Genomic DNA, 21758 nt, shown 5'->3' on the forward strand with positions numbered 1-21758 from the left:
CCGGCATCGTCTCCAGTTCGCCGCAGAGCCGCGGCCCCATATGGGTATACTCACGAGGATTCGACTCGATTCGCCCCCGCTGGGGCGTCAAAGGAGACTGCATATGCCCACCACCTCAACCGACCCGCGCGCCGCTGCCGCCGCGCTGCTGGTGCCCGGCACCACCTGCCACGGTTTTGCCGTCGAGCGCTGCGAGACCGTGCCCGAGCTCGACTCGGACGCCTACGTGCTGCGCCACACCGCCTCGGGCGCTCGCCTGCTGTACCTGGCGTGCGACGACGAAAACAAGGCTTTTGCCATTGGCTTTAAGACGCCGCCGGCCGATTCCACCGGCGTGTTCCATATCCTCGAGCACTCGGTGCTATGCGGATCGGCCAAGTTTCCCGTCAAGGAGCCGTTTGTCGACCTAATCAAGAGCTCCATGCAGACGTTCCTCAACGCCATGACCTACCCCGACAAGACCATCTACCCCGTTGCCACCACCAACGAGCAGGATCTGTACAACCTGATGGACGTGTACCTGGACGCGGTGTTCAACCCGGCCATCTATACCAAGCCCACCATTTTTGAGCAGGAGGGCTGGCACTACGAGCTGGACCTGCCGAAGGGCGCCGAGGGCGAGGGCAACGGCAGTTCCGCAAGCCTGCGCGAGGGAACGCTGCGCTATAACGGCGTGGTGTTCAACGAGATGAAGGGCGCGCTGTCCGACCCCATGAGCGTGCTGGACGATGCCGTCAACGCCGCGCTTTATCCCGACACCGCCTATGCGCACGAGAGCGGCGGCGACCCGCGCGCGATCCCTGCGCTCACCTACGAGCAGTTCCTGGACACGCACGCGCGCCACTACAATCCTTCCAACTCCTACATCACGCTCTACGGCGACCTGGACGTGGACCGTGCACTGGCCTTTTTGGACGAGCGCTATCTGTCGCAGCCGAGTGCCGCGAGCCGCCGCATGGACGCAGCCGTCGCCGCCGGCGAGGACCCGTCCACGCTGGCGCCCAATCCGCTAGTCGTGCAGGCGCCCGTGACCTGCGAGCACAAGCGCGTCGAGATGGCCACCACGCCCGAGAACGCCCTGGTGGGCCTGGGTCTTGTGCTGGGCAGCGCGCTCGACCGCAAGCGCACGATCGCGGCGGACATCCTGTTCGAGGCACTGCTGGGTTCCAACGAGGCGCCGGTTAAGAAGGCCATTCTGGCCGCCGGCCTGGGCGGCAACGTGGTGAGCTACACCGCGGCCGAGAGCCTGCAGCCCTACGAGCTCATCATGCTGCAAAACGCGCAGCCCGGCGTGGCGCGCGAGGTGCGCCGCGTGTTCCAGGACGCCTGCCGCGACCTGTGCGAGCACGGCGTTCCGCGCGAGCGCCTGGAGGCCATCATCAGCAGCAACGAATACGACCTGCGCCAGCGCGACTACGGTATCGCCGACGGCGTGGCCATTGCGTGCGACGCGCTGAGCACCTGGCTCTACGATGACGACGCCGCGACGCTGGCGCTCAAGTACGGCCCGGTGTACGAGGAGCTGCGCGGCGAGCTGGACGGCAGCTATTTTGAGGACCTGCTGCGCGAGCTGGTGCTGGAAAACGACCACATGGCGCTGGTCGAGCTGGTGCCGGTGGATGCCGCCGAGGGTGCGGAGAGTGCCGAGGCCGCCGAGCTGGCAGCCAAGCGCGATGCCATGACCGATGCCGAGCTGGCCGATGTGGTCGAGCGCACGGCTGCGCTGCGCGCCGCGCAGGAGGCGGATGACGCGCCCGAGGCCAAGGCCACGCTGCCACGCCTGCGCGTGTCCGACATTGGCGAGGCGCGCCCCGAGCCGCCGCTGGTCGTGGACACGACCGCGCCCATCCCCTGCCTGCGCCACGGCATCCCCACCAACCGCCTGGCCTACGCCATGCAGTATTTCGACCTGAGCTGCGTCGCGTTTGAGGACCTGCCCTATGTGACGCTACTCTGCCGCCTGCTCAAACAGCTACCCACGAGCGAACACTCGGCCGAGGAGCTCGACAACCTTATCGCCGGCAGGCTGGGCTTTTTGAGCTTTACGACCGAGGTCATGACCCAGCCCGACGTGGACGGCGTGCGCCCCTACCTGCTGGTGAGCGCCGGCGCCCTGTCCGAAAAGATCGATGCGCTGGCGAGCCTGCCGCGCGAGGTGTGGTCGAGCACGCTGTTGCTCGATGCCGACGCCGACCGCGTGCGCGACGTGCTCACGCAGATTCGCATTGGGCTTGAGCAGGGCTTTATTAACAACGGACACTCGGCGGCGCTCGGCCGCGCGATGAGCTACAGCTCGCCTTCGGCCGTGGTGCGCGAGCAGCTTTCGGGTGTGGACTTCTACCTGTTCCTGCGCGATCTGCTCGACCACTTTGATGAGCGTCTGGACGATCTGCGCGCCAAGCTTGCCGAGCTGGCAGGCCGCATCTTTGTGGCCGACGGCTGCCTGGCGAGCTTTACCGGCAGCGATGAGGACTTTGACGCGTACTGGGCCGCCGCGGGCGACCTGGGGTTGGGCGCGGGCGACGGTGCTGTTGCCGGCCGCGACACGCTCGTGGTGCCGACGCCGTGCGACCGCCACGAGGCTTTTGTCATCCCCAGCGACATCTGCTTTGCGGCAAGCGCATGCGACCCGCGTCGCCTGGGCATTGACGTGACGGGCGCCTGGGCGGTTGCCGCCAACGCGCTCTCCTACGACTACCTGTGGAACGAGATCCGCGTGAAGGGCGGGGCCTACGGCTGCGGATTCCGCGCGGCAGGCGAGCGTCAGGCCGCGTTCTACACCTACCGCGACCCGGCAATCGACCCCTCGATTGAGCGCGTGGCGCGCGCAGGCGAATGGCTCGGCGGTTTTGAGCCCGACGAGGCAGCCTTTGAGGGCTTTATCGTGAGCTGCGTGAGCGGCATGGACGCGCCGGTGAAGCCGTACGCGCTCACCAAACGCCGCAACACGACCTACCTGGCCGGACTCGATCCACATGCACGCGAGGAGCGCCGCGCCCAGATGCTCGCCGCCACACCCGGTGAGCTGCGCTCGCTCGGCGCCGACGTGACGCGTATCGCAGCCGTCTCGCCCACCTGCGTCTTTGGCGGCCGAGACGTCATCGCCAAGAGCAACGCCGGCTTCAACGTCATCGACCTGCTGGGCTAACGCACAGCAAAGGTAGATTTTTGGGACATGCCTGAAAATCTACCTTTTCTTTTGCCGCTGCTTGGGCGGGGCAGCTCAGCCCGTCACACCAGTTTGTCTAAATCTGTAACATCTAGGCGGCAATATTGGCTCCAGATGTTACAAATCGAGACGTTTTCGGATGACGCCGGCTCTTTGTCTCAATCTGTAACATCTAGGCCCGATTTTGCCGAGTTACTGTTACAGATCGAGACACACCGCCGCGAACACCCACTCTTCGTCAAAACCCACGAAGATGTCCATGAACTGCTCCCCTTGCGATGGTTTGCGTGGTGGTTTCGACATTTGCCCAGATAAAACCTACCAAAATAAACCTGTCCCTTTTTGGTAGGTTTGAGAGAGGGGCCGGGATGGATAAGGCCGAGTTGCGGCGGGCGGTAATTGCCCGGCGCGACGCTCTAGATTTGGATATGCGGGCGGCAAAGTCTGCTGCTGTATGCGCGCGGCTCGTTGAGTTGCTGGGCGGCTCGGGTCCCGCGGCCCCGCGCACCGTTGCCGTCTATGCCGCCATGGGCTCCGAGGCAGATCCTGCCGCGTTTGCCGCAGCGGCCGCAAAACACGGCTGGCGCGTGGCCTATCCGTGCATGTTCTCGGCAACAGACGCCATGGCTTGTGGCCAGCGCATGTGCATGCGGGCAGTTGCTGCCGGCGATGCGTCCGAGGCCCCGTTTATCGCCCACCCTACGCGGGCCTTCGCAGCCACGGACGTCGACAGCAGCCGCTTTCCTATCGTGCCTGCCGAGGCGCTCGATATGATCGTCGTGCCGCTCGTAGCCTTCGACCACACCGGCGCGCGCCTGGGCTACGGCGGCGGCTGCTACGACCGCTACCTGCCCACGCTCTCGCCCGCATGCCAAATCATCGGCATCGCCTTTGACGAGCAGCGTGTCGACCACGTTCCCACCGACACCCACGACCTGCCGCTACCCCACATCATCAGCGCCTAACCGCCGTTGTATCGCACCCGCAAGATGGGCATCCGAAAATCCACGCTCGTCACGCCGCAGCCGCAGCCACAACCGCAACCGCGGCCGTAGCCTAGTGCTCCTCGCCGGCGCGGGCCAGGTCGTAGGGCGTGGTCTGGTAGACGTAGTAGTTGAGCCAGTTGGTGTAGAGCAGCTGGGCCTGGCTGCGCCAGACGTTGCGCGGCTCGGCGGTGGGGTCGTCACCTGGGAAGTAATGCGCCGGCACCTGGGGGTTGAGCCCGCGCTTCACGTCGCGCTCGTACTCCAGGCGCAGCGTGTCGGTATCGTACTCGGGATGGCCAAAGACAAAGAAGCGGCGGCTGTCGGTCGACTTGACGATGTACAGGCCCACCTCGTCTGATACGGCCACGACCTCAAGCTGCGGCTCGGCCTCCACGTCCTCGCGGCGCACATCGGTATTGCGTGAATGCACGGCATAGAAGCGGTCATCAAAGCCGCGGACCAGCGGGCTTTGCGGCTTCACCAGATAATGCTCAAACACGCCGCTCGCCTTGGCCGGCAGGTCGCACTTCTGGATACCGTAATGATGGTAGAGCCCTGCCTGTGCACCCCAGCAAATATGCAGCGTAGAGTGCACGTGCGTGGTGGACCAATCCATGATCTGGCAGAGCTCGGGCCAGTAATCGACCTCCTCGAACGGCATCTGCTCCACCGGCGCGCCCGTGATGATCAGGCCGTCGTAGTGGATATCGCGGATGTCGTCGAACGTACGGTAGAACGTCTCCAGGTGGCCGGCACTCACGTGCGTGGCCTCGTGCGTCTTGGTGCGTAGCAGGTCCACCTCTACCTGCAGCGGCGTGTTGGAGAGCTTGCGCATGATCTGCGTCTCGGTGGCGATCTTGGTTGGCATGAGGTTGAGGATGAGCACGCGCAGCGGACGGATGTCCTGGTGCAGCGCGCGGTACTCGGTCATGACAAAGATGTTCTCGCTCTCGAGCTGCGCGGCGGCAGGGAGGGCGTCGGGGATGCGAATGGGCATGGATGCTCCTTACGAGTCAGTTGCAGCTATGGTACAACGAGCGGCCCCATCCGCGCGAGTGCATCGCCCCGAGACACCGTCAGCGGCCCAAATCACTCCAAAAGAAGAGATTAAGGCATGTCCCAAAAATCTACGGCGCTTTAGCCTAGCAAAGTGGCAGCAGGACGCTACAATGGTTCGATGCGAAAAACTCGGCCGAAAGGATATGAATATGTACCAGACGCGTAAGATCGGTGTGGTCGGCCAGGGCCACGTAGGAGCACATGTCGCCAACAGTCTGCTCATGCAGGGCATTGCCGATGAGCTGTACCTCTGCGATATCAACGAGGCAAAGGTGACGTCCGAGGTCCAAGACCTGCGCGACTCCCTTTCGTTTGTCCCGTACAACACCAAGATCGTCAACTGCTACGACCACTACGAGGAGCTGGCCTGCTGCGACGTCATCGTCAACGCCGCCGGCAAGGTCGCACTGGCCGCCGGCAACCGCGACGGCGAGCTGTTCTTTACCACCGACGCCGCCCGCACCTTTGCCAAGCGCATCGTCGACGCCGGCTTCGACGGCATCTTCGTGAGCATCTCCAACCCCTGCGACGTCGTGTGCACCGAGCTGTGGCATCTGACCGGCTACGATCCCAAGAAGATCATCGGCTCGGGCTGTGGCCTGGACTCTGCCCGCCTGCGCACCGAGATCTCCAAGAAGGTCGGGGTGAGCCCCAAGTCCATCGATGCCTACATGATCGGTGAGCATGGCTTTAGCCAGCTGGCCGCCTTTAAGGCCGCAACCATCGCCGGCAAGAGCCTCAACGAGCTTCAGGCCGAGAACCCCGACAAGTACGCCTTCGACCACATGGAAGTCGAGGAGCTCGCACGCAAGGGCGGTTATGTGACTTACGCCGGCAAGCAGTGCACCGAGTACGCCGTTGCCAACTCCGCCGCGCGCGTCTGCGCCGCCGTGCTGCACAACGAGCACGCCGTGCTTTCGGCCTCTACGCTTATGACCGGCCAATATGGCGAGGAGGGCATCTTTACCTCCCTGCCGTGCGTGATCGGCGCCGAGGGCGTCGAGGAGGTCTACACGCTCGACCTTTCCGAGCACGAGCTCGAGGGCTTCCACAAGAGCTGTCAGCACATCCGCGACAACATCGCCCAGCTCGACTGGTGGGACGCCGAGGCCTACGACGCCAAGTAGTCCGCCGGTTGATGCGACAACTCACTCATACGGACACAATGTAAAGCGGGCCGCGCCGGAAACCCACCGGCGCGGCCCGCTTTTTGACTCACGCGACACGCTTGCAGATTTAGGTCTAATACTTTTCCCGAAAAGTGAACGAGCAAAAACGAGCCCCCGAAGCATCGGCACTTTGTGGAGACCATTTCCTGCAGTTTCATTAAGATTTTCCTGCTGTTTTGGCGCCAAAAAATGTCGATGTTTCGGGGGTCCAAAATAGGTCGTTCACTTCTCGAGAAAAGTATTTGACTTCGTTTTCGACAAACAAAAAGGGGCGCCGTAACGCAAACGGGGCCCGCGCTTGGCGAAGGCCCCGTCATGAAAAATCGCGTTCCCCGTTACCTAGTACCGCTCGACGCCCATGTAGCGGCGAACCTCGGGGCTGTGGTCAAATACCTTGCCGCGGGCGGCGCGCAGCTCACAGCTCATCGCATAGAAGAAGATCGGCTCCAGGTACGAACGCACGCTGGCAGGCACCTCGCCCACGCCGTACTCAAGCGCATCGAGCACCATGACTGTATCGGTGTGCGTGTTGAGAAATGCCAGTGCGCGCTCCTCCATGGGGCGGCACTCGCCAGCGCCAAGCTGCACAAAGTAGAACACGCCGGGCTCGGTAGCCTCGAAGGGACCGTGGAAATACTCGCCGGAGTGGATGTAGCAGCAGTGCTGCCACTGCATCTCCATGAGCGAGCAGATGGCCATGGCGTAGGTCTGGCTAAAGTTGGGGCCGGAGCCCAGGATATAGAAGAACTTGTGCTGCTGGCAGAGCTCGGCAAAGCGATCGCCCAGCTCGGCGTTGACCTTCTCGCGGGCAGCGGGCAGCAGTGTGTCCATCTGCTTAAGGCCGGCGTACATGTCGGCGAGCGCCTCGTAGCCCTCCTGCTGGTCGAGCAGCTCGGCGGCGATCAGAGCGCCGATGCCCTGCGGAACTTCGGCCTGCGACTCGCCCTTGCCCCACGGGTAAACCCAGGTGGTCCACTTGCCGTTATCGATCTTGGAGCCCGCGTAGTCAGTCATAGTCACGACCTCGGCACCGGCGGCCAGCGCCATCTCGCAGCCGTCGACGACCTCTTGCGTGTTACCGCTGTGGCTACAGGCGATGACGAGCGACTTCGGCCCTAGGCTCTTGGGGGCCATAAGGCAAAACTCGCGCGCCGTGTAGACCGTCGAAGTAAACGTGGTTGCCTCGCGCTTGAGCAGCTCATTGGCCGGCATAAGGTCAATCATCGAACCGCCGCAGGCGATCCAAAAGACATTCTCGATCTTACCCTTGCGCTCGATAATTTCCTGAACCAGATCGTGTGCGTTCACGGTGACGTTCCTCCCTGTGTGGCGGCTTTGAGCGGCGACAGCTCGTACCTGCGGTCGTTCTATGTTGTCCTATTTATAGCACGCAAGCTGTCGCAGGTGAATTCATTTCACCGAACTTGTTCTGTATTGTTCTATCTATGGACGTTAGATGTCGAACACGTAGCGCGAGCCCACGATCTTTTGGCGCCCGAGCAGCAAGGGCCGCTCGTCCGCATCGGTAAAGTACGCCTCCATATAAAAGAGCGGCTCGCCGACCGGCACCTCCAACAGCGGGGCCGTCTGAGCATCAGCGAGCGCGATCTCCACGGTACAGGGATCGGACTTGAGCGGTGCGCGGCCCGAATGCACGGCAACGAGCGCAAAAATCGAATTGTCGGCGAGGTCCTCGTCGGCAAGCTGCTGCAGATAGGGATGGTCGGCCAGCACAAAGGCGTTGTTCTCGAGCATGACGGGCACGCCATCGGCCGTGCGCACGCGCTCGACCACGATGAGCTCGCAGCCGGGTTCCACGCCAAAAAAAGCCGCGTCCTCGCGCGTCGCCGCAATCACCGTGCGCGACACCAGGCGCGCTCCGGCCGCCATGTCGTTGGCAGCGCAGGCCTCGGTAAAACTCTGGACGTCGCCTTTCTGGACAATCTTGCGCTTGAGCTTGGGCGCACACACAAACGTGCCCCTCCCCTGCTGACGGTTGAGATATCCCGCGCGCGACAACTCCTCAATGGCGCGACGCACGGTAATGCGCCCCACGCCGTAGGACTTCGCGAGCTCCATCTCGGAAGGAATGCGCGAGCCGGCAGCGTACACGCCGCGCGCGATCTCGCCCTTTAGGTCGTCCATAACCTGCTGGTACAGCGGCACGGCGGACACGTCAGTACGGTCGGTCTTGCTATCGGCTACCATCGTTACGCTCCATCCCGTGCATGCTCGGATTCAAACTCTTCAATCGCCGCCATAAACTGCTCGCCAAAGGCGTCGGCTTTTTTCTCACCAATGCCGTTGACCCGGATAAGCTCGTCGCGCGTCTGAGGGCGCAGGCGGCACAGACCGCGCAGGGCCTTATCGGAGAAGACCATGTACGGCGCCATCTCCAGCTCGATCGAAATCTCCTTGCGGAGTGCACGCAAGCGCTCGAACAGCTCGGCATCGTCGCCCACGCGCGGGCGCTGATCCAGCTCGGCCTCCTCGCGTAGCAGATCCACCGCACGGCGGGCGCGGGCCGAGGCCTTGCGCTTGGATGCACGACGCTTAACGGTAAAGGCAAACGCCTCGTCCTCGACCTCGCCGGCACGCGGTCCCAGTCCCACGACCGGGTACTGTCCCTGTGAGGTTGCCAAATAACCGCGGCCGCACAGCTGCCCGATGATGTCCTTGATGCGCCCGACCGATTCGCTCGACAGCTCACCGTAGCCGCGGTCCTCGTCCAGATGCATCTGGCGAATGCGCTCGGTGTTGCCGCCGTGGAGCACGTCGGCGATCAGCGACTTGCCAAAACGCATGGGACGCGTAGCCACATAGCGCACGGCGGCGCGGGCCATATCGGTGACGTCCTCGACCTCGAACTGCGTGAGGCAGTTGCTGCAGTTGCCGCAGCCCTCGGCGTCGTCCGTGGCGGCACCGCTAGCACCGGCTGCGGCGGTATGCTCGGCCGCAGCCTCGTCGCCAAAGTAGCGCAGCATGTATTCGCGCAGGCAGCCGGTGGTATTGCAGTAGCCCTCCATCTGGCTGAGCAGGCGGTATCGATTCTGGAGCGCCCACGCGCGTTGCTCGTCATCGAGCGCCTCGTCGGCAGCATCGCCGCGATCGATCAAAAAGCGACGCATGCGAAAATCGTTGCCGTTCCACAGCAAATGGCAGCTGGCTGGGTCGCCATCGCGACCGGCGCGGCCCGCCTCCTGGTAGTACGCCTCGATGCTCTCGGGCACGTTGTTGTGAATCACGTAGCGCACGTTGGGCTTGTCGATACCCATGCCAAAGGCGTTGGTGGCAACCATTACCTGGATATCGTCGTCGATAAAGGCGCGCTGGCTTTGCCGGCGGGCGTCGTTGCCCATGCCGGCATGGTAGCGGCCAACGCGAATGCCGCTGGAGCCCAGCGCCTCGGCAAGCTCGCTTGCCAGCGCATCGACGGTCTTGCGAGTCGAGCAATACACGATGCCGCTTTCGCTCGAATGTGCGATCACATAGTCGCGCACCCACGCGGCCTTGGCCTTGTCGCCCATCTCCTCGCAGCCAAAGTAGAGGTTCTTGCGATCGAAGCCCGTCACCACCGTCGCGGGGTTTTGCAGGCCGAGCATCTGCTGAATGTCCGCACGCACGCGCTCGGTCGCCGTAGCGGTAAAGGCCGCCACGATGGGGCGCTGCGGCAGGGAATCGATGAACTCGCGAATCTGCAGGTAGGCGGGACGGAAATCCTGGCCCCACTGGCTTACGCAGTGGGCCTCGTCAATGGCCACGAGCGGCACGCCAATGCCGGCGGCGGCCTCCCGCGCAAAAGCTAAAAAGCGCGGCTCGAGCAGACGCTCGGGCGCCACGTACATAAGCTGGTAGCGGCCCTCGCGTGCCCGCTTGAGCACGGTGTTTTGCTGGGCCGGAGTAAGACTGGAGTTGAGATAGCTGGGTCGCGCACCCGCCGCGAGCAATGCACGGGTCTGATCCTCCATAAGCGACAGCAGCGGACTCACCACAAAGGTGATACCGGGCAGCATGAGCGCGGGCACCTGGTAGCAAATGGACTTACCGGCGCCCGTGGGCATAACGCCCAGCGCATCGCGGCCGGCAAGGATCGCATCGACCATGCGGTCCTGCCCCGGGCGAAACGAGGTGTAGCCAAAATAGGCGCCGAGCGTATCGAGCGCCATCTGCTGCATGCTATCGGTCATGGTTTCCTAACGTCCAAGTCATCTGCCGCCGATTATACGCCGCCACGCGGACCGGTGCCGCACGGCTGCCGGCCACGGGCAATGTAATCCGATGGGAACGAGCGTGGATAATCTCCCACTTTGAACCCGTCACCAAGCAAAAAACGGGAGATTGTCCACGCTCATTCTGCGGGTAGTCATTGGGGACATTCTTGACAAGCGCGGAAACGTCGCTGGTTGAGCATAAGTCAGCGAAAACGCCCCTAAGCGAGCAAGGTGACGTGAAAGAGGAGGGAAACGTACTTCGGTACGCGACCGACGATTGAACGTCAGATTGCCGCTTAGGGGCGTTTGCAGCGTCGACCGGTCCGCCGTTCGTTAGAACGGCGGAACCAAAGGCGTAGCGTCGAGCCGTTACGCGGTTTGGTAAAACCGCGTAACTTACATGACCATAACGTAGCGGCTACCCACGTAGTACTGCTTGCCGAGCAAAACCGGCTCGCCATTGGGACCGGTAAAGCCGGCACGCAGGTTGAGCAGCGGATCGTGCGGAGCGATGCCCAGCTCGGCCGCCTGCTCGGCATTGGCGCGAACGGCCTCGACCGTGCGGTAGCCAACCGAGGCAATCGGCGTTCCACCAACACGCTCGACCTCGGCAAAAATCGACTTGTCCTCAAGATCGGCCGTCAACAGCTCACGATATGCGTCAAAGGGCACAAAGATGTTCTCCTCAAAGATGGGCTCGCCGTCGGCCGTACGCACGCGCTTGATATGCAGCAGCAGCGCATCCTTCTGCAGGCCAAAGAACTCCATCTCGTTTTGGCGCGCCGGAACGATCTGGCGATCGATTACATGCGCGCCGGCCTTCATGCCATTGTCGGCACACAGCGCGGTAAACGTCTGCAGCATCGAGGCATGAAACTGGCGGTTGATGTGCGGCGTGGAGACAAACGTGCCACGGCCTTGCTGTTTAACCAGATAGCCATCGGAACACAGCTCCTCTACGGCGCGGCGCACCGTAATACGGCTCACCTCGTACTGCTCGGCAAGTTCAAGCTCGGACGGGATACGCTCCTTGGGTGCATAAACACCTTTCTCGATCGAATCCTTGATTTCGTCGTAAATCTGCTGGTACAGCGGCGCATTTTTGGGTGCAGGCATATCTAATCACTCTTATCGAAATATCAGAATAACAAATACGTATATAACGTCTAGTTTTATGTTACCTCATAACGATAAAACGATACACCCTCCCTACCAAAAAGGGACAGGATTGAGCAGAGCCGGCAAAATGCCAAATACCTTACTTGCCGTCGTCCTGCTGCAAGCTGTCCTGTTCGCTGAGGCGCACCTGCCTGCTGGCCATGCGTGCGGGCTTGTCGGGATCGGGAACGGCCGTGGGCATGGGTTCGTCGACATGACCGCCCCACCAACCGCCCACAAAGTTGAGCGTGTGGAACACGTTGATTACGGCGCCGGGATCAACCTCGCATACCAGCCTGATAATGTCCTGGCTCTCGTAGGTCGAGACAACGGTGTGCAGCAGGTACATCTTCTCGCGGCTGTATCCGCCGACGACCTCGGCGCAGCTAATGCCGTGCTGAAAATGGTTTACGTAGGCAGTCATGACCTCGTCTGCCTTGCGCGTCGTGATCTGCAGCGTCACACGATCGTAGCGATGATAGAAACTGTCGATGGTCTTGGTCGAAATAAACTGAAACACAATGGAATGCGCCGCCTTGTCCCAGCCAAACATAAAACCAAAGATTGCCAGGATAAAGCAGTTGAAGCCAAAGATGACGCCCCAGATGGTCTTGCCCGTGTGGTTGGAAACCCACAGCGCGATAAAGTCGGTACCGCCGGTGGATGCGCCGGACTTAAGCGCGATGGCAGCACCCAGGCCCGAGACCACGCCGCCAAAAATGATGAGCATGATCTTGTCGCCTAAAAACGGCGCAAAGTGAAAGACGTTGAGGAACAGCGACGAGAGCACGACCTGCATCATCGAGAAGATGACGAAGCGCTTGCTAATGCCGTTCCAGCATAGGAGCGCCACGGGGATGTTGAGTGCGAGCATACCGAGCGAGATGTCGATGTGAACGCCGCCTAGCGAGGTAACGCGATCGAGAAGGACCGCGACGCCGGTAAAACCGCTCGGAAGCAGGTCAGCGGGCCGAATGAACGCCTGGATCAGGAATGTCTGGAGAACGGCAGAGACCGTGACTGCCACGGCAGTAATGGCACGGCGGACGATGGTGAGGCGGCCGAGTACGAGCACGCGGTCCGTGAGCTGATCGATGGCATCCGCCACGCAGGCTCCTTTCGAAGGCAGATATAGTTGTGGGGCATGCCCGCGATTGTAGCATGGAGCGTGCGGGGGCGCCTCAATTCACCCTCTCTCGACAACCATCAGAAGGACCGTGAGGCCGCTCAAAAGAAAAACGCCGTGAAGAGAGCGATCCCTTCACGGCGAATTCGGCATTTGCCCAGATAAAACCTGCCAAAATAAACCTGTCCCTAAATGGCAGGTAGGATGTCACACAGATTGTCGATGACAACGTCGGCGGCAGACTGGTCCAGGTTGACGCCCTCGTGCGGACGCAGCGCCAGGACGCGGGCGCCAGAGCGCTTGCCAGCCTCGATGCCCAGAGGCGAATCCTCGATAACCAGGCACTCGGCAGGCTCCACCCCCAGCGCCTCCATGGCACGCTGGTAGATCTCGGGGTCGGGCTTAAACGCACTGCACTCGTGACCGCTGATGGTGTAGTCCAGCACGTCGGCGATGCCGGCAATCTCCACCAGCTCGTCGATCAGCTCGCGATAGGACGAGCTCGCGATGGCACACTTCACGCCGCGCTCATGCAGCTCACGCATCACCGGCTCCGTCTGCTCGTTGAGAAGCTCGGCATACGGAACGGGGTGGTGCGGGCTGTAGACCTGCTTGTACTCCACGCGCAGGCGCTCACGCAGCTCAACATCGTCGGGCACCAGCGCCTTCCAAATGGCCGGCTCGTTAGACCCCGAAAGGTCGGGGATCTCGTCAAAGTGGAACCCCTTCTCTTCCATAAACGCCACGCGGCGACGGTTGTAGAACCACTCGGTATCGACCAGCACGCCGTCCATGTCAAACAGCACTGCCTTGATCATACGCTCCTCCTTCCACCTGCCAAAAAGGGACAGGTTTATTTTGGTAGGTTTTATCTGGGGTTTGCGGCGCGACAAACACGCCCCCAAAGCAAAAAAGGGGACGGGGCGAAAACCCCATCCCCTCTCAATCAACCCGTAAGGTCTACTTACTTGTGATTAGTAGGAAAGCTTCCACATGTAGCGACGCATGGTCAGCGGGTGCTGACGGGCCTCGGCGATCTGGTTGCCGTACTCACGCATAACGGCGAGGTGCAGCAGCGGGTTGAAGTAGGTGACGACACTCGCGGGCACGGCGTCAGCCAGGCCGTAGTCCTTGGAGTCGATCAGAGCGACCTTGGCGCCCATGCGCTTAAGGAAGGTGAGGGCGCGGGCGTCCATCGGACGGGTAGCGCCATCGGACATGAAGAAGACGTAGGGCTTACCCTCGGTGGAAACCTCGAACGGGCCGTGGAAGTACTCGCCGGTGTTGTAGGCGGCGGCGTCGATCCACTGCATCTCGGTGAACAGGAAGGCGGCGTGAGAATAAGCCATCTTCTCGGAGGCACCGGAAGCCATGAAGTAGATCATCTTGTCGTCCTTGAAGTCCTCGGCGAACTTCTTGGCGAGCTTCTTGCAGGACTGAGCGGCGTTCTCGCAGAGGTCGAAGACGTTGGTGAGACCGGTGATCATGTCCTCGTAGTGGTCATAGCCCTCGGTCTGCTGAAGGATCTCGAGAGCAAGAGCGATGGCATAGCCGGGCTTCTCGCACTTGGCAGCGTAGTTGGCGTGGAAGCCGTGGATGATGACGTGGTCGGCGTCGACGGTCAGAGCGGAGCCGGCCTTGTTGGTGAGGGAGACGACCGGGCAGTTGTGCTTCTTGGCGGTCTTGTTGGCCTCGACGGTCTCGGGCGTGGAGCCACCGAGGGAGCAGGTGATCACGAAGGTGTGCTCGTTGACCCAGGAGGGCGTGTCGTAGTTGAACTCGTTTGCGGTGAAGATCTGAACGTTCAGCTTGTCCGTGTTGTTGGCCAGGAAGTACTTGGCGGGGTAAAGGTCGGACATGGAAGCGCCGCAGCCAACGAAGGCGACGCTGTGGATCTCGTGGTTGGACAGGACATCAGCGACGATCTGCTTAGGGAGGTTAAGGTCGATCTCGTACATCTGACACATTCCTTTCGATTTTTGCGGCGCCACTTTGCCGGACGTGCGCAGGGTTACCGTGATTTGGACCGAGTCGCCGGCCCATTGAAGATGTGACATAGGGACTGTCCCTTTGACACATTTAGGGATGGAAGCCTGCCTGGGGTATGGGATGCCAGGCAGGCTCCCCGGGGAAAGCGGTTAGACGCTTGGGCGCGACTAGGCCAGGATGCCGGCCGCGGAGAGGGCGATGCCGCCCACGATGGCGATCACAAGAAGCCAACCGGTGTTGACGTTCTTCTTGATGAGCCAGTACATAAGGCCGGTGAGGCCAAGGGAAATCATCTGGGGCATCATGCCGTCCAGGATGTCCTGGATCACGACGGTGCCGTCAGCGAACTGCAGCGGGGTGGTGGCGCCGATCAGCGTAGCGATCATGCCGCCCACGGACATAAGACCCACGATGCCGCAGACATACATGAGCTTCTCCATGAGGTCGCCGCCCTGAAGCTTGCTCAGGTACTCGTGGCCGCCCTGATAGCCCATCTTGGCTGCGAACCACGTGATCAGCACGGAAGGCACGATGGAGATGAGCATGGCCAGGATCGGGCCCATGATGGAGCCCTGCTGAGCCAGCTGAACGCCCAGACCAAAGGCGATAACGCGGATGGTGCCCTGGAAGAAGGAGTCACCAATACCGGAAAGCGGGCCCATGAGGGAGGTCTTGACCGCGTTGATCGAATCGGGATCGAAGTTCTCGGGATCCTTGGCGTACTCCTCCTCCATGGAGGCGGCGAGGCCCAGGACGAAAGCGCTCGTCTGCGGAGTGCAGTTGTAGAACGCCATGTGACGGTGGTAAGCCTCTTTCTTAGCAGCAAGCTGCTTGGGGTCGGACTCATCCGGATAGAGGCGATCGAGCGTGGGAACCATGCCATAGAGGAAGCCCATGTTCATCTGACGCTCGTAGTTCCAAGAGGCCTGGATGGCCCAGGAGCGCCAGAAGAACTGGCTGACCTTCTTGTTCAGGGACACGTCCTTGGTTGCGGTTGCCATAGTGTGTTCCTCCTTAGTCTTCGTCGTCTTCGAGCGGATCGTAGTCGGAATCGACACCGGCGGCTGCATGGGAACCGTTGAACTTGAAGCCCATGAAGACGACAGCCAGGCACACACCGATCAGAGCGACCGCGATGACGGACAGGTTGAGGTAAGCGGCGAGCAGGAAGCCGATGAACAGGAACGGAGTCATACCCTTCTTGATCATCATGGTGAGCAGCAGGGCCAAGCCGTAGGCGGTCATGATCTTGGTCGAAACGTTAAGACCAGTGGACAGCCACTCGGGGACCATGTTGACGATGGCCTGAACCAGGTCGGTGCCAACAAAGACGGCGAGGAAGATCGGCAGGAAGTACATGACGGCGTACAGACCAGTGCCGACGCAGATGTGCATACGGTAGGCGGTCTTGAACTTTCCGTTATCGATCGCGCTATCTGCCACATGGGTGAGGGCGGCGATGATGGAACGGAACACGATGCCGAGGAGCTGACCCAGGACGGCGACCGGGATGGCGATCGTCATGGCGGTCTCGGCGGAAGCATCGGTCAGGCACGCAAAGGCAGCGGCCACAATGCCGCCCAGGACCATATCGGGCGGAACGGCAGCACCGACCTGCACCAGGCCCATGGACACGAGCTCGACGGCGGCGCCGACGGCAAGGCCGGTGGGCACATCGCCCAGCAGCAGACCGACGAGCGTAGCGCCAACGAGGGGCTGCTCGAAGTTAAGACGACCGAGCAGGCGGGAGTCCCACATGCAGAACACGCCGACGAGGCCGACGAGCACCGCACTGATGAACGTATTCATACCCTTCTCCTTTCAGTCAGGCAAAAGCCTGGTTGACTACAGCTTGGCGTCGATGTCGACGCTCTGATACGTGGGGGTCTGCTGGACATAGAGCTTGATGCCCATGTCGAGCAGCTGGTTGATGTCGGCCTTCTGCGTGGCGTCGAAGAAGACGGAGCTGTCCTTGCCGCCGACCTGATCGGCACCGTCGTGGTTGGCGGTGGCGCCCAGGTTGATGGCGTCGAGCTTGTAGCCCTGGCAGAACTGCAGCATCTCGGCAGTGTTGCCAAAGACGAACATGACGCGCTCGCCAAGGGTGTTGAGCTTGTCCATCTTGGCGAGGGCGCGCTCGACGGTGAAGACGTTCAGGCGCACGCCCTGGGGCTTGGCCAGCTTAAGAGCGCCCTTCTTGATGTCATCGTTGGCGGCAGCGTTGTCGACGACGATGATGCGCTCGGCCTGAACCTTGGTGGTCCAGGTAAAGACGACCTGGCCGTGCAGCAGACGGTAGTCAAGACGTGCAAGGACGATCTTGGCGGGACCGGAGCTGTGACGGGACGCCTTGGCCTTCTTGGCGGGAGCCGCGACGGCCTCGACCGGTGCGTTGGGGTTGGTCAGACCAGTGCGGGCCTCGTTGATGAGGGCCGCGAGCTCGGTGCCCTTGACGGGGGCGGGGCTCATAGCGAGCGTGAGCGCCAGCGGGATGTTGAAACCGCTGACAACCGTGAACTTCGTGCCGTTCTTGGAAAGCTCGACCATGCTGTTGTTGACCGAGCTGCCGAGCATATCGGTCAGCACATAGACGGTATCGTCCGCGTTGAACGTGGCGATCATGGCGTCCACCTTATTGGTGATGGGCTCCTTGTCGTCACGAGCAAGCGACACGACGTGGACGTTCGACACGTCGCCGAGAACCATCTCGAGCGTGTCTTTGGCGCCTGCGGCCAGGCCGCCATGAGATGCGAGAATGATCTGATTCATCTTGCCTCCTCCTTTTCGTTATGGTCATTATAACGTCTTATACGCTACTTACATTGATAATTAGTATAAAGACCGTTCGCGGTTAAAAATCGACCGTTTACGGGTTTAACGTGCTCGAAACATTGGGGCTGGGTAGGCGGGCACTGGCTGGATAACCCCAGGTCGGATGCCGCACGCAATTCCCTATCGCACGAAGTACCAGGGACTTTCCTGTACGGTGGGCTCCAGCGCGATGCCGGTGCGTTCCTTAAACAGATCCATGTCCTGCGATTTCTCCGTCCACCACGCGTTGGGCTTAAAGGTCATGCTCTCAATGACATGACCGACAAACACACTGTTGCGCAGCTTGGAGAAGTCGGTGTTCATGATCAGGATGGACGCGAGCACCAGCACGATGCCCAGGACTTTGATCGCGCCGGCGGGCTCGGCGTAGACACCAATGCCCAGCAGTACGGTGACAACTGTCTCGAATGACATTACGACGGGAACTTTCGACGTCTCGAGCCCCATGGACAGACCCTGCATATATAAGATGTAAGCCACGGCTGTGGGGATGAGTCCAAAGCCAAGGAACAGCAGCAGCAGCTGTGGCGACATTGCCGCGGCGACATCCGGCCACGGAGCCGCGATAGCTGCCATAACCACACCGCCAAAAACAAAGCCCCAAAACGTGACTGCCAGCGGGTGGACCGTCTTGGTTGCTATTCGGCTAAACACCGCGAGCGACGCACCACAAAGGCCTGCAATCACACCCGACGTGACGCCCCAAACCGAAAAATGAAAACCGGAAAGGTCGCCATTGGTCACTGCAAGCACGCAGCCAACGATGTTAAAGACAATGGCAACGAGCTTGTTAGGGGTCACGTCCTCGCGATAAAGCACGCGGCCGAGCATGACGCCAAACACCGGCGAGGTGTAGAGCAGCACCGAGGCCGTGGACATGCCCACCTCGCCCATGCACTCGTAATAGCAGGTGTTGGCGGCGGCCAAACCGACGATACCGACAAGCGCGCAGGGAACAAGCTCTTTAGGGCTTGCCTTGAACAGGGCCAGCGGACCCTGAGCCACGGTAGACCCCTCACCTGGGCGGCAGCCCATAAACATCAGGACCGGCGCCAAGATAAGCGCTCCGACCAACAAGCGAAAGGCAGCCATGCTCTGGGACGAAACGCCCATGGCCGAGATGCCGTTTACAAAGATTCCGATGCTGCCCCACATAAGCGCGGCGATCAGCACCAGCACATAGCCCAGATTGCTTTTCTTCAACGCAGCCTCCTCGGTATTGTTTCCAATATGTTTCATACTACGTTATAGTCGTTATATACAATTTTCAAGCCACAAATCGCCGAACGGAAAATGATCCGCTGGGGACGGAGGAAAACGGATCACTGAGGGGCTGGTCTGCGTCAGTGATCCGTTTTCCTCCGTCCCCAGCGGATCATTTGGCTGTTGCGGTGAAATAGTTCCTAAATAGAGGCTTCAAGCCCCCAAACAGGAACTATTCCACCGCAACTTATGAGGACATCGAGCTGTTAGGCCGCTCTATCCCCTAGTAGTCGAGCTTCCACATGTAGCGGCGCGTCATATAGTCCTTGTGGGTGACGGCAGAGAGCGCGCGCATGTAGACGTTGTTGAGGATCGGCGCGAAGATCAGGTGGTTGAAGTATTCGCTCACGCTGTCCTTGATGTCGTTGAGGCCGAGCTCCTTGGCGTCGAGCTGATAGACGCGTTCGCCACCGTACTGGTTGACGAAGCGGATGCCGCGCTCGTCGTTGCAGCGGCTGCGGCCGACGCTGATGAGCTGGAACAGCGAGGTACGCTTGTCCAGGATCTCAAAGGGGCCATGGAAGAAGTCGCAGGTGTTGATGGTGCAGGAGTCGATTTGCAGCATCTCCTGCACGTTGCAGATGCTAAAGACGTAGGCGGCACCAAAGAGCGGACCCTGAGCCATCACGTTGATGCAGGGCTTGTCGGCGTTCTGCTCGGCCCACTTGGCAGCGAGCGGACGGGTGTACTCGACGGCCTTGCGATAGATGGGGTCGACCAAGTCGAAGGCGGCCATAGCGGTTTCGTACTCGGCATAGCCCTCGGTCTGCTGCGTGAGCTCCATGGCGATCATGGTCACGACGGCGGAGTTGGTGCGGCCCATGCAGGACTCGTCGACGGCCAGGCTGTCGTACTGAATCTTGTAGTCGCAGACCTCGGTGAGGGCGGACTCGTCGACATAGATGGCGATGGTGCTGGCACCGTGGTCCTTGGCGACCTGGGCGGCGACGATAGTCTCCTTGGTGCCGCGCATGGACACGACGACGGCCAAGGTGTTCTCGTTAACGTAGGCAGGGGTGGCGTGCACGAACTCGTTGCTGGTGTAGCTGGAGCTCACGACCTGCGTGGCCTCGTGCTCCATAAAGTACTGGGCAGGATAGTTACCGCCGTTGGATCCGCCGGCGCCAATCCACACGACGCGCTTGATGCCGCCCTTGTCTGCCTTGTCGGCCAAAACCTGGGAGACGACATCTTTAACCTGTTCCTGAGTAGTCATCGTGCATCAGCCTTTCTTCTCGTTTGATGCTCATCACAGGCATACAAGTTACATACATGTTTTAGTTATGTCGACTAGTTGTATGCTATATTTGTCTTAGAAATTTTGCTGCCGTGGTTTTCGGTAGCTCGCTACCAGCAGTTTTATTGTTTTATTAAATACATGCTTGCTTAGGTAAGCATACAGGTTAGATATAGGTTGGCAATATGGGCGTCACATCTAAAAAGAAACTGACCCAATACGAGCGCTTGGCGGGCACGCTGCGCGATCGCATCGCTGCCGGCACGTATGCGCGCGGAGACAAGCTGCCGTCCGAGATGGAACTCATGGACGAATCGGGGCTGTCACGCAGCACCGTACGCCACGCCCTTAAGGTGCTCGTTGATGAGGGCCTGGTGCGCACCGAGCGCGGGCGTGGCGCCTTTGTGGCCGACACGCCCGCGCTCCACGAGAACAACCTGGTGTTTTCGAGCTATACCAAGCAGGTCGAAGGCCAGGGCATGAAGCCCACCACGCGCACCGTGGACTCGGGCTTTGCCAAGGCGGCCGGCAGCATAGCTAAGTTCTTTGACGCCGCCGTGGGCAGCAAGCTCGTCAAACTTGTCCGCCTGCGCTACCTGGACGACGCGCCGCTGTGCCTGGAGACCACCTACCTGCCGCCAAGCTTCGAGACGCTCATCGATCGCGATATCAACGGTTCGCTCTACGCCACGCTGCGACAGGAGTTCCATCGCGCACCGGCACAGGGGCATAAGACCTTTGAGGTGTGCTATGCCTCGCAAAATGAGGCGTTTTTGCTCAACGTTGAGCGCGGGCAGGCGCTGATCCTGATCACCGACTACGTCTACGACACCGACGGCCGACCGCTCCATGTCTCCAAGCGCATCCAACGCACCGACCGCGCCAAATACACCGAGCCCATCGGCTAACCTGCCAAAATAAACCTGTCCCTAAATGGTAGGTTTGGGGAGGTCGGGGAACCAGGTTGGTTTGGGTTGGTTGGGCGTGCGCTCGGCTAGGACCAGCTCCATCCAACACATGTCGTACCAGCGACCGAACTTTTGGGCGCAGCGGTCGAAGGCACCCACCAGGCGATACCCCATATGGGCATGGAAATCCTGACTGTTGTGCGTCAGATACTCGTCGTCCTTGTCGTGCGGCACGGCGATGAGCGCACACATGTTGGTGATGCCCATCGCGATCAGGCATTGCTTGAGCGCATCGTGCAGCTTGCGGCCCAGCCCGCCGTGGCGCACATCGCGCGCCAGGTAGATCGACGTCTCGACCGACCAGTCGTATGCCTCGCGGCTGTTGAGCGGGCTCACATAGGCATAGCCTACCGGACGCCCGTCCAGCTCCATCACCAAATACGGGTAGCGCTTGAGCGTACGCTCGATACGCCCGGCGAACTCCTCAACGCTCGGAACCTCGTATTCGCAGGTAATCGCCGTCTGGCGCACATACGGCTCATAGATGGCAAGCAACGCCGGCGCATCGTCGGGCGTCGCCAGGCGAATCGTCGGCTCGGACATTTCGGTCATACAACCCTTCCCCCTCAAAAACAAAGGCTGCCCTGCGCC

General features: G+C 60.9%; 18 protein-coding genes. 4 read left to right on the forward strand and 14 right to left on the reverse strand.

The window, feature by feature from the left end:
- Positions 1-103 precede the first annotated feature (103 nt).
- Together ACTQW0_RS04050 and ACTQW0_RS04055 are read left to right on the forward strand one after the other, a co-directional pair.
- A complete protein-coding gene (locus ACTQW0_RS04050) occupies positions 104-3148 on the forward strand; it encodes an insulinase family protein (RefSeq protein WP_441567047.1) in 3045 nt (1014 codons plus the stop codon).
- A 389-nt stretch (positions 3149-3537) separates the two neighbouring features.
- A complete protein-coding gene (locus ACTQW0_RS04055) occupies positions 3538-4134 on the forward strand; it encodes a 5-formyltetrahydrofolate cyclo-ligase (protein ID WP_441567049.1) in 597 nt (198 codons plus the stop codon).
- Between the two features lie 91 nt (positions 4135-4225).
- On the opposite strand, the gene metA is transcribed toward ACTQW0_RS04055, so the two are convergent.
- Positions 4226-5152, reverse strand: coding sequence for a homoserine O-acetyltransferase MetA (metA, locus tag ACTQW0_RS04060; RefSeq protein ID WP_427719472.1), 927 nt, complete (start codon positions 5150-5152; stop codon positions 4226-4228).
- Between the two features lie 211 nt (positions 5153-5363).
- Here metA and ACTQW0_RS04065 point away from each other — a divergent pair, with 211 nt between their 5' ends.
- A complete protein-coding gene (locus ACTQW0_RS04065; protein ID WP_152067319.1) occupies positions 5364-6341 on the forward strand; it encodes an L-lactate dehydrogenase in 978 nt (325 codons plus the stop codon).
- A 381-nt stretch (positions 6342-6722) separates the two neighbouring features.
- On the opposite strand, the gene ACTQW0_RS04070 is transcribed toward ACTQW0_RS04065, so the two are convergent.
- The 12 genes from ACTQW0_RS04070 to ACTQW0_RS04125 all read right to left on the reverse strand — a co-directional run bounded on the left by ACTQW0_RS04070 (position 6723) and on the right by ACTQW0_RS04125 (position 20178).
- Complete coding sequence (locus tag ACTQW0_RS04070; protein ID WP_427793944.1) at positions 6723-7691, reverse strand: SIS domain-containing protein; 969 nt, start codon at positions 7689-7691, stop codon at positions 6723-6725.
- A gap of 144 nt (positions 7692-7835) precedes the next feature.
- The gene (locus ACTQW0_RS04075; RefSeq protein ID WP_441540437.1) at positions 7836-8591 is read right to left on the reverse strand and encodes a GntR family transcriptional regulator; all 756 of its coding nucleotides are present in this window, start codon (positions 8589-8591) and stop codon (positions 7836-7838) included.
- A gap of 2 nt (positions 8592-8593) precedes the next feature.
- On the reverse strand, positions 8594-10570 hold the full coding sequence (locus tag ACTQW0_RS04080) for a RecQ family ATP-dependent DNA helicase (protein WP_441567051.1): 1977 nt from the start codon (positions 10568-10570) through the stop codon (positions 8594-8596).
- Between the two features lie 420 nt (positions 10571-10990).
- The gene (locus tag ACTQW0_RS04085; RefSeq protein WP_441056551.1) at positions 10991-11710 is read right to left on the reverse strand and encodes a GntR family transcriptional regulator; all 720 of its coding nucleotides are present in this window, start codon (positions 11708-11710) and stop codon (positions 10991-10993) included.
- Between the two features lie 142 nt (positions 11711-11852).
- Positions 11853-12860, reverse strand: a complete 1008-nt coding sequence (locus ACTQW0_RS04090) for a YitT family protein (RefSeq protein WP_441567053.1) — start codon at positions 12858-12860, stop codon at positions 11853-11855.
- A gap of 206 nt (positions 12861-13066) precedes the next feature.
- Entirely contained in the window at positions 13067-13696 is a 630-nt protein-coding gene (locus ACTQW0_RS04095; protein ID WP_154518552.1) for an HAD family hydrolase, read from the reverse strand.
- A gap of 156 nt (positions 13697-13852) precedes the next feature.
- The gene (locus tag ACTQW0_RS04100) at positions 13853-14836 is read right to left on the reverse strand and encodes an SIS domain-containing protein (protein ID WP_427795265.1); all 984 of its coding nucleotides are present in this window, start codon (positions 14834-14836) and stop codon (positions 13853-13855) included.
- Positions 14837-15034: 198 nt separating this feature from the next.
- Entirely contained in the window at positions 15035-15868 is an 834-nt protein-coding gene (locus ACTQW0_RS04105) for a PTS system mannose/fructose/sorbose family transporter subunit IID (protein WP_117855153.1), read from the reverse strand.
- Between the two features lie 13 nt (positions 15869-15881).
- Positions 15882-16676, reverse strand: a complete 795-nt coding sequence (locus tag ACTQW0_RS04110) for a PTS mannose/fructose/sorbose/N-acetylgalactosamine transporter subunit IIC (RefSeq protein ID WP_154518546.1) — start codon at positions 16674-16676, stop codon at positions 15882-15884.
- A 36-nt stretch (positions 16677-16712) separates the two neighbouring features.
- Positions 16713-17636: a PTS mannose/fructose/sorbose transporter subunit IIAB gene (locus tag ACTQW0_RS04115; protein ID WP_154518543.1), complete on the reverse strand. Its 924-nt coding sequence runs from the start codon at positions 17634-17636 to the stop codon at positions 16713-16715.
- 183 nt (positions 17637-17819) lie between these two features.
- Positions 17820-18902: a DMT family transporter gene (locus ACTQW0_RS04120; protein WP_441567055.1), complete on the reverse strand. Its 1083-nt coding sequence runs from the start codon at positions 18900-18902 to the stop codon at positions 17820-17822.
- Between the two features lie 283 nt (positions 18903-19185).
- The gene (locus tag ACTQW0_RS04125; protein ID WP_117648180.1) at positions 19186-20178 is read right to left on the reverse strand and encodes an SIS domain-containing protein; all 993 of its coding nucleotides are present in this window, start codon (positions 20176-20178) and stop codon (positions 19186-19188) included.
- Positions 20179-20384: 206 nt separating this feature from the next.
- Between ACTQW0_RS04125 and ACTQW0_RS04130 the strand changes: the two genes are divergently transcribed.
- Entirely contained in the window at positions 20385-21107 is a 723-nt protein-coding gene (locus ACTQW0_RS04130; RefSeq protein WP_427747834.1) for a GntR family transcriptional regulator, read from the forward strand.
- Positions 21108-21128: 21 nt separating this feature from the next.
- Here the strand turns inward: ACTQW0_RS04130 and ACTQW0_RS04135 are convergent, their stop codons facing one another.
- Positions 21129-21719 (reverse strand): GNAT family N-acetyltransferase, encoded by a 591-nt coding sequence (locus ACTQW0_RS04135; protein WP_118238204.1) that lies wholly within the window; start codon positions 21717-21719, stop codon positions 21129-21131.
- Positions 21720-21758 lie beyond the last annotated feature (39 nt).

Origin of the sequence: Collinsella sp. LCP19S3_B7 (assembly GCF_052121795.1) — a bacterium.
Lineage (GTDB): Bacteria > Actinomycetota > Coriobacteriia > Coriobacteriales > Coriobacteriaceae > Collinsella.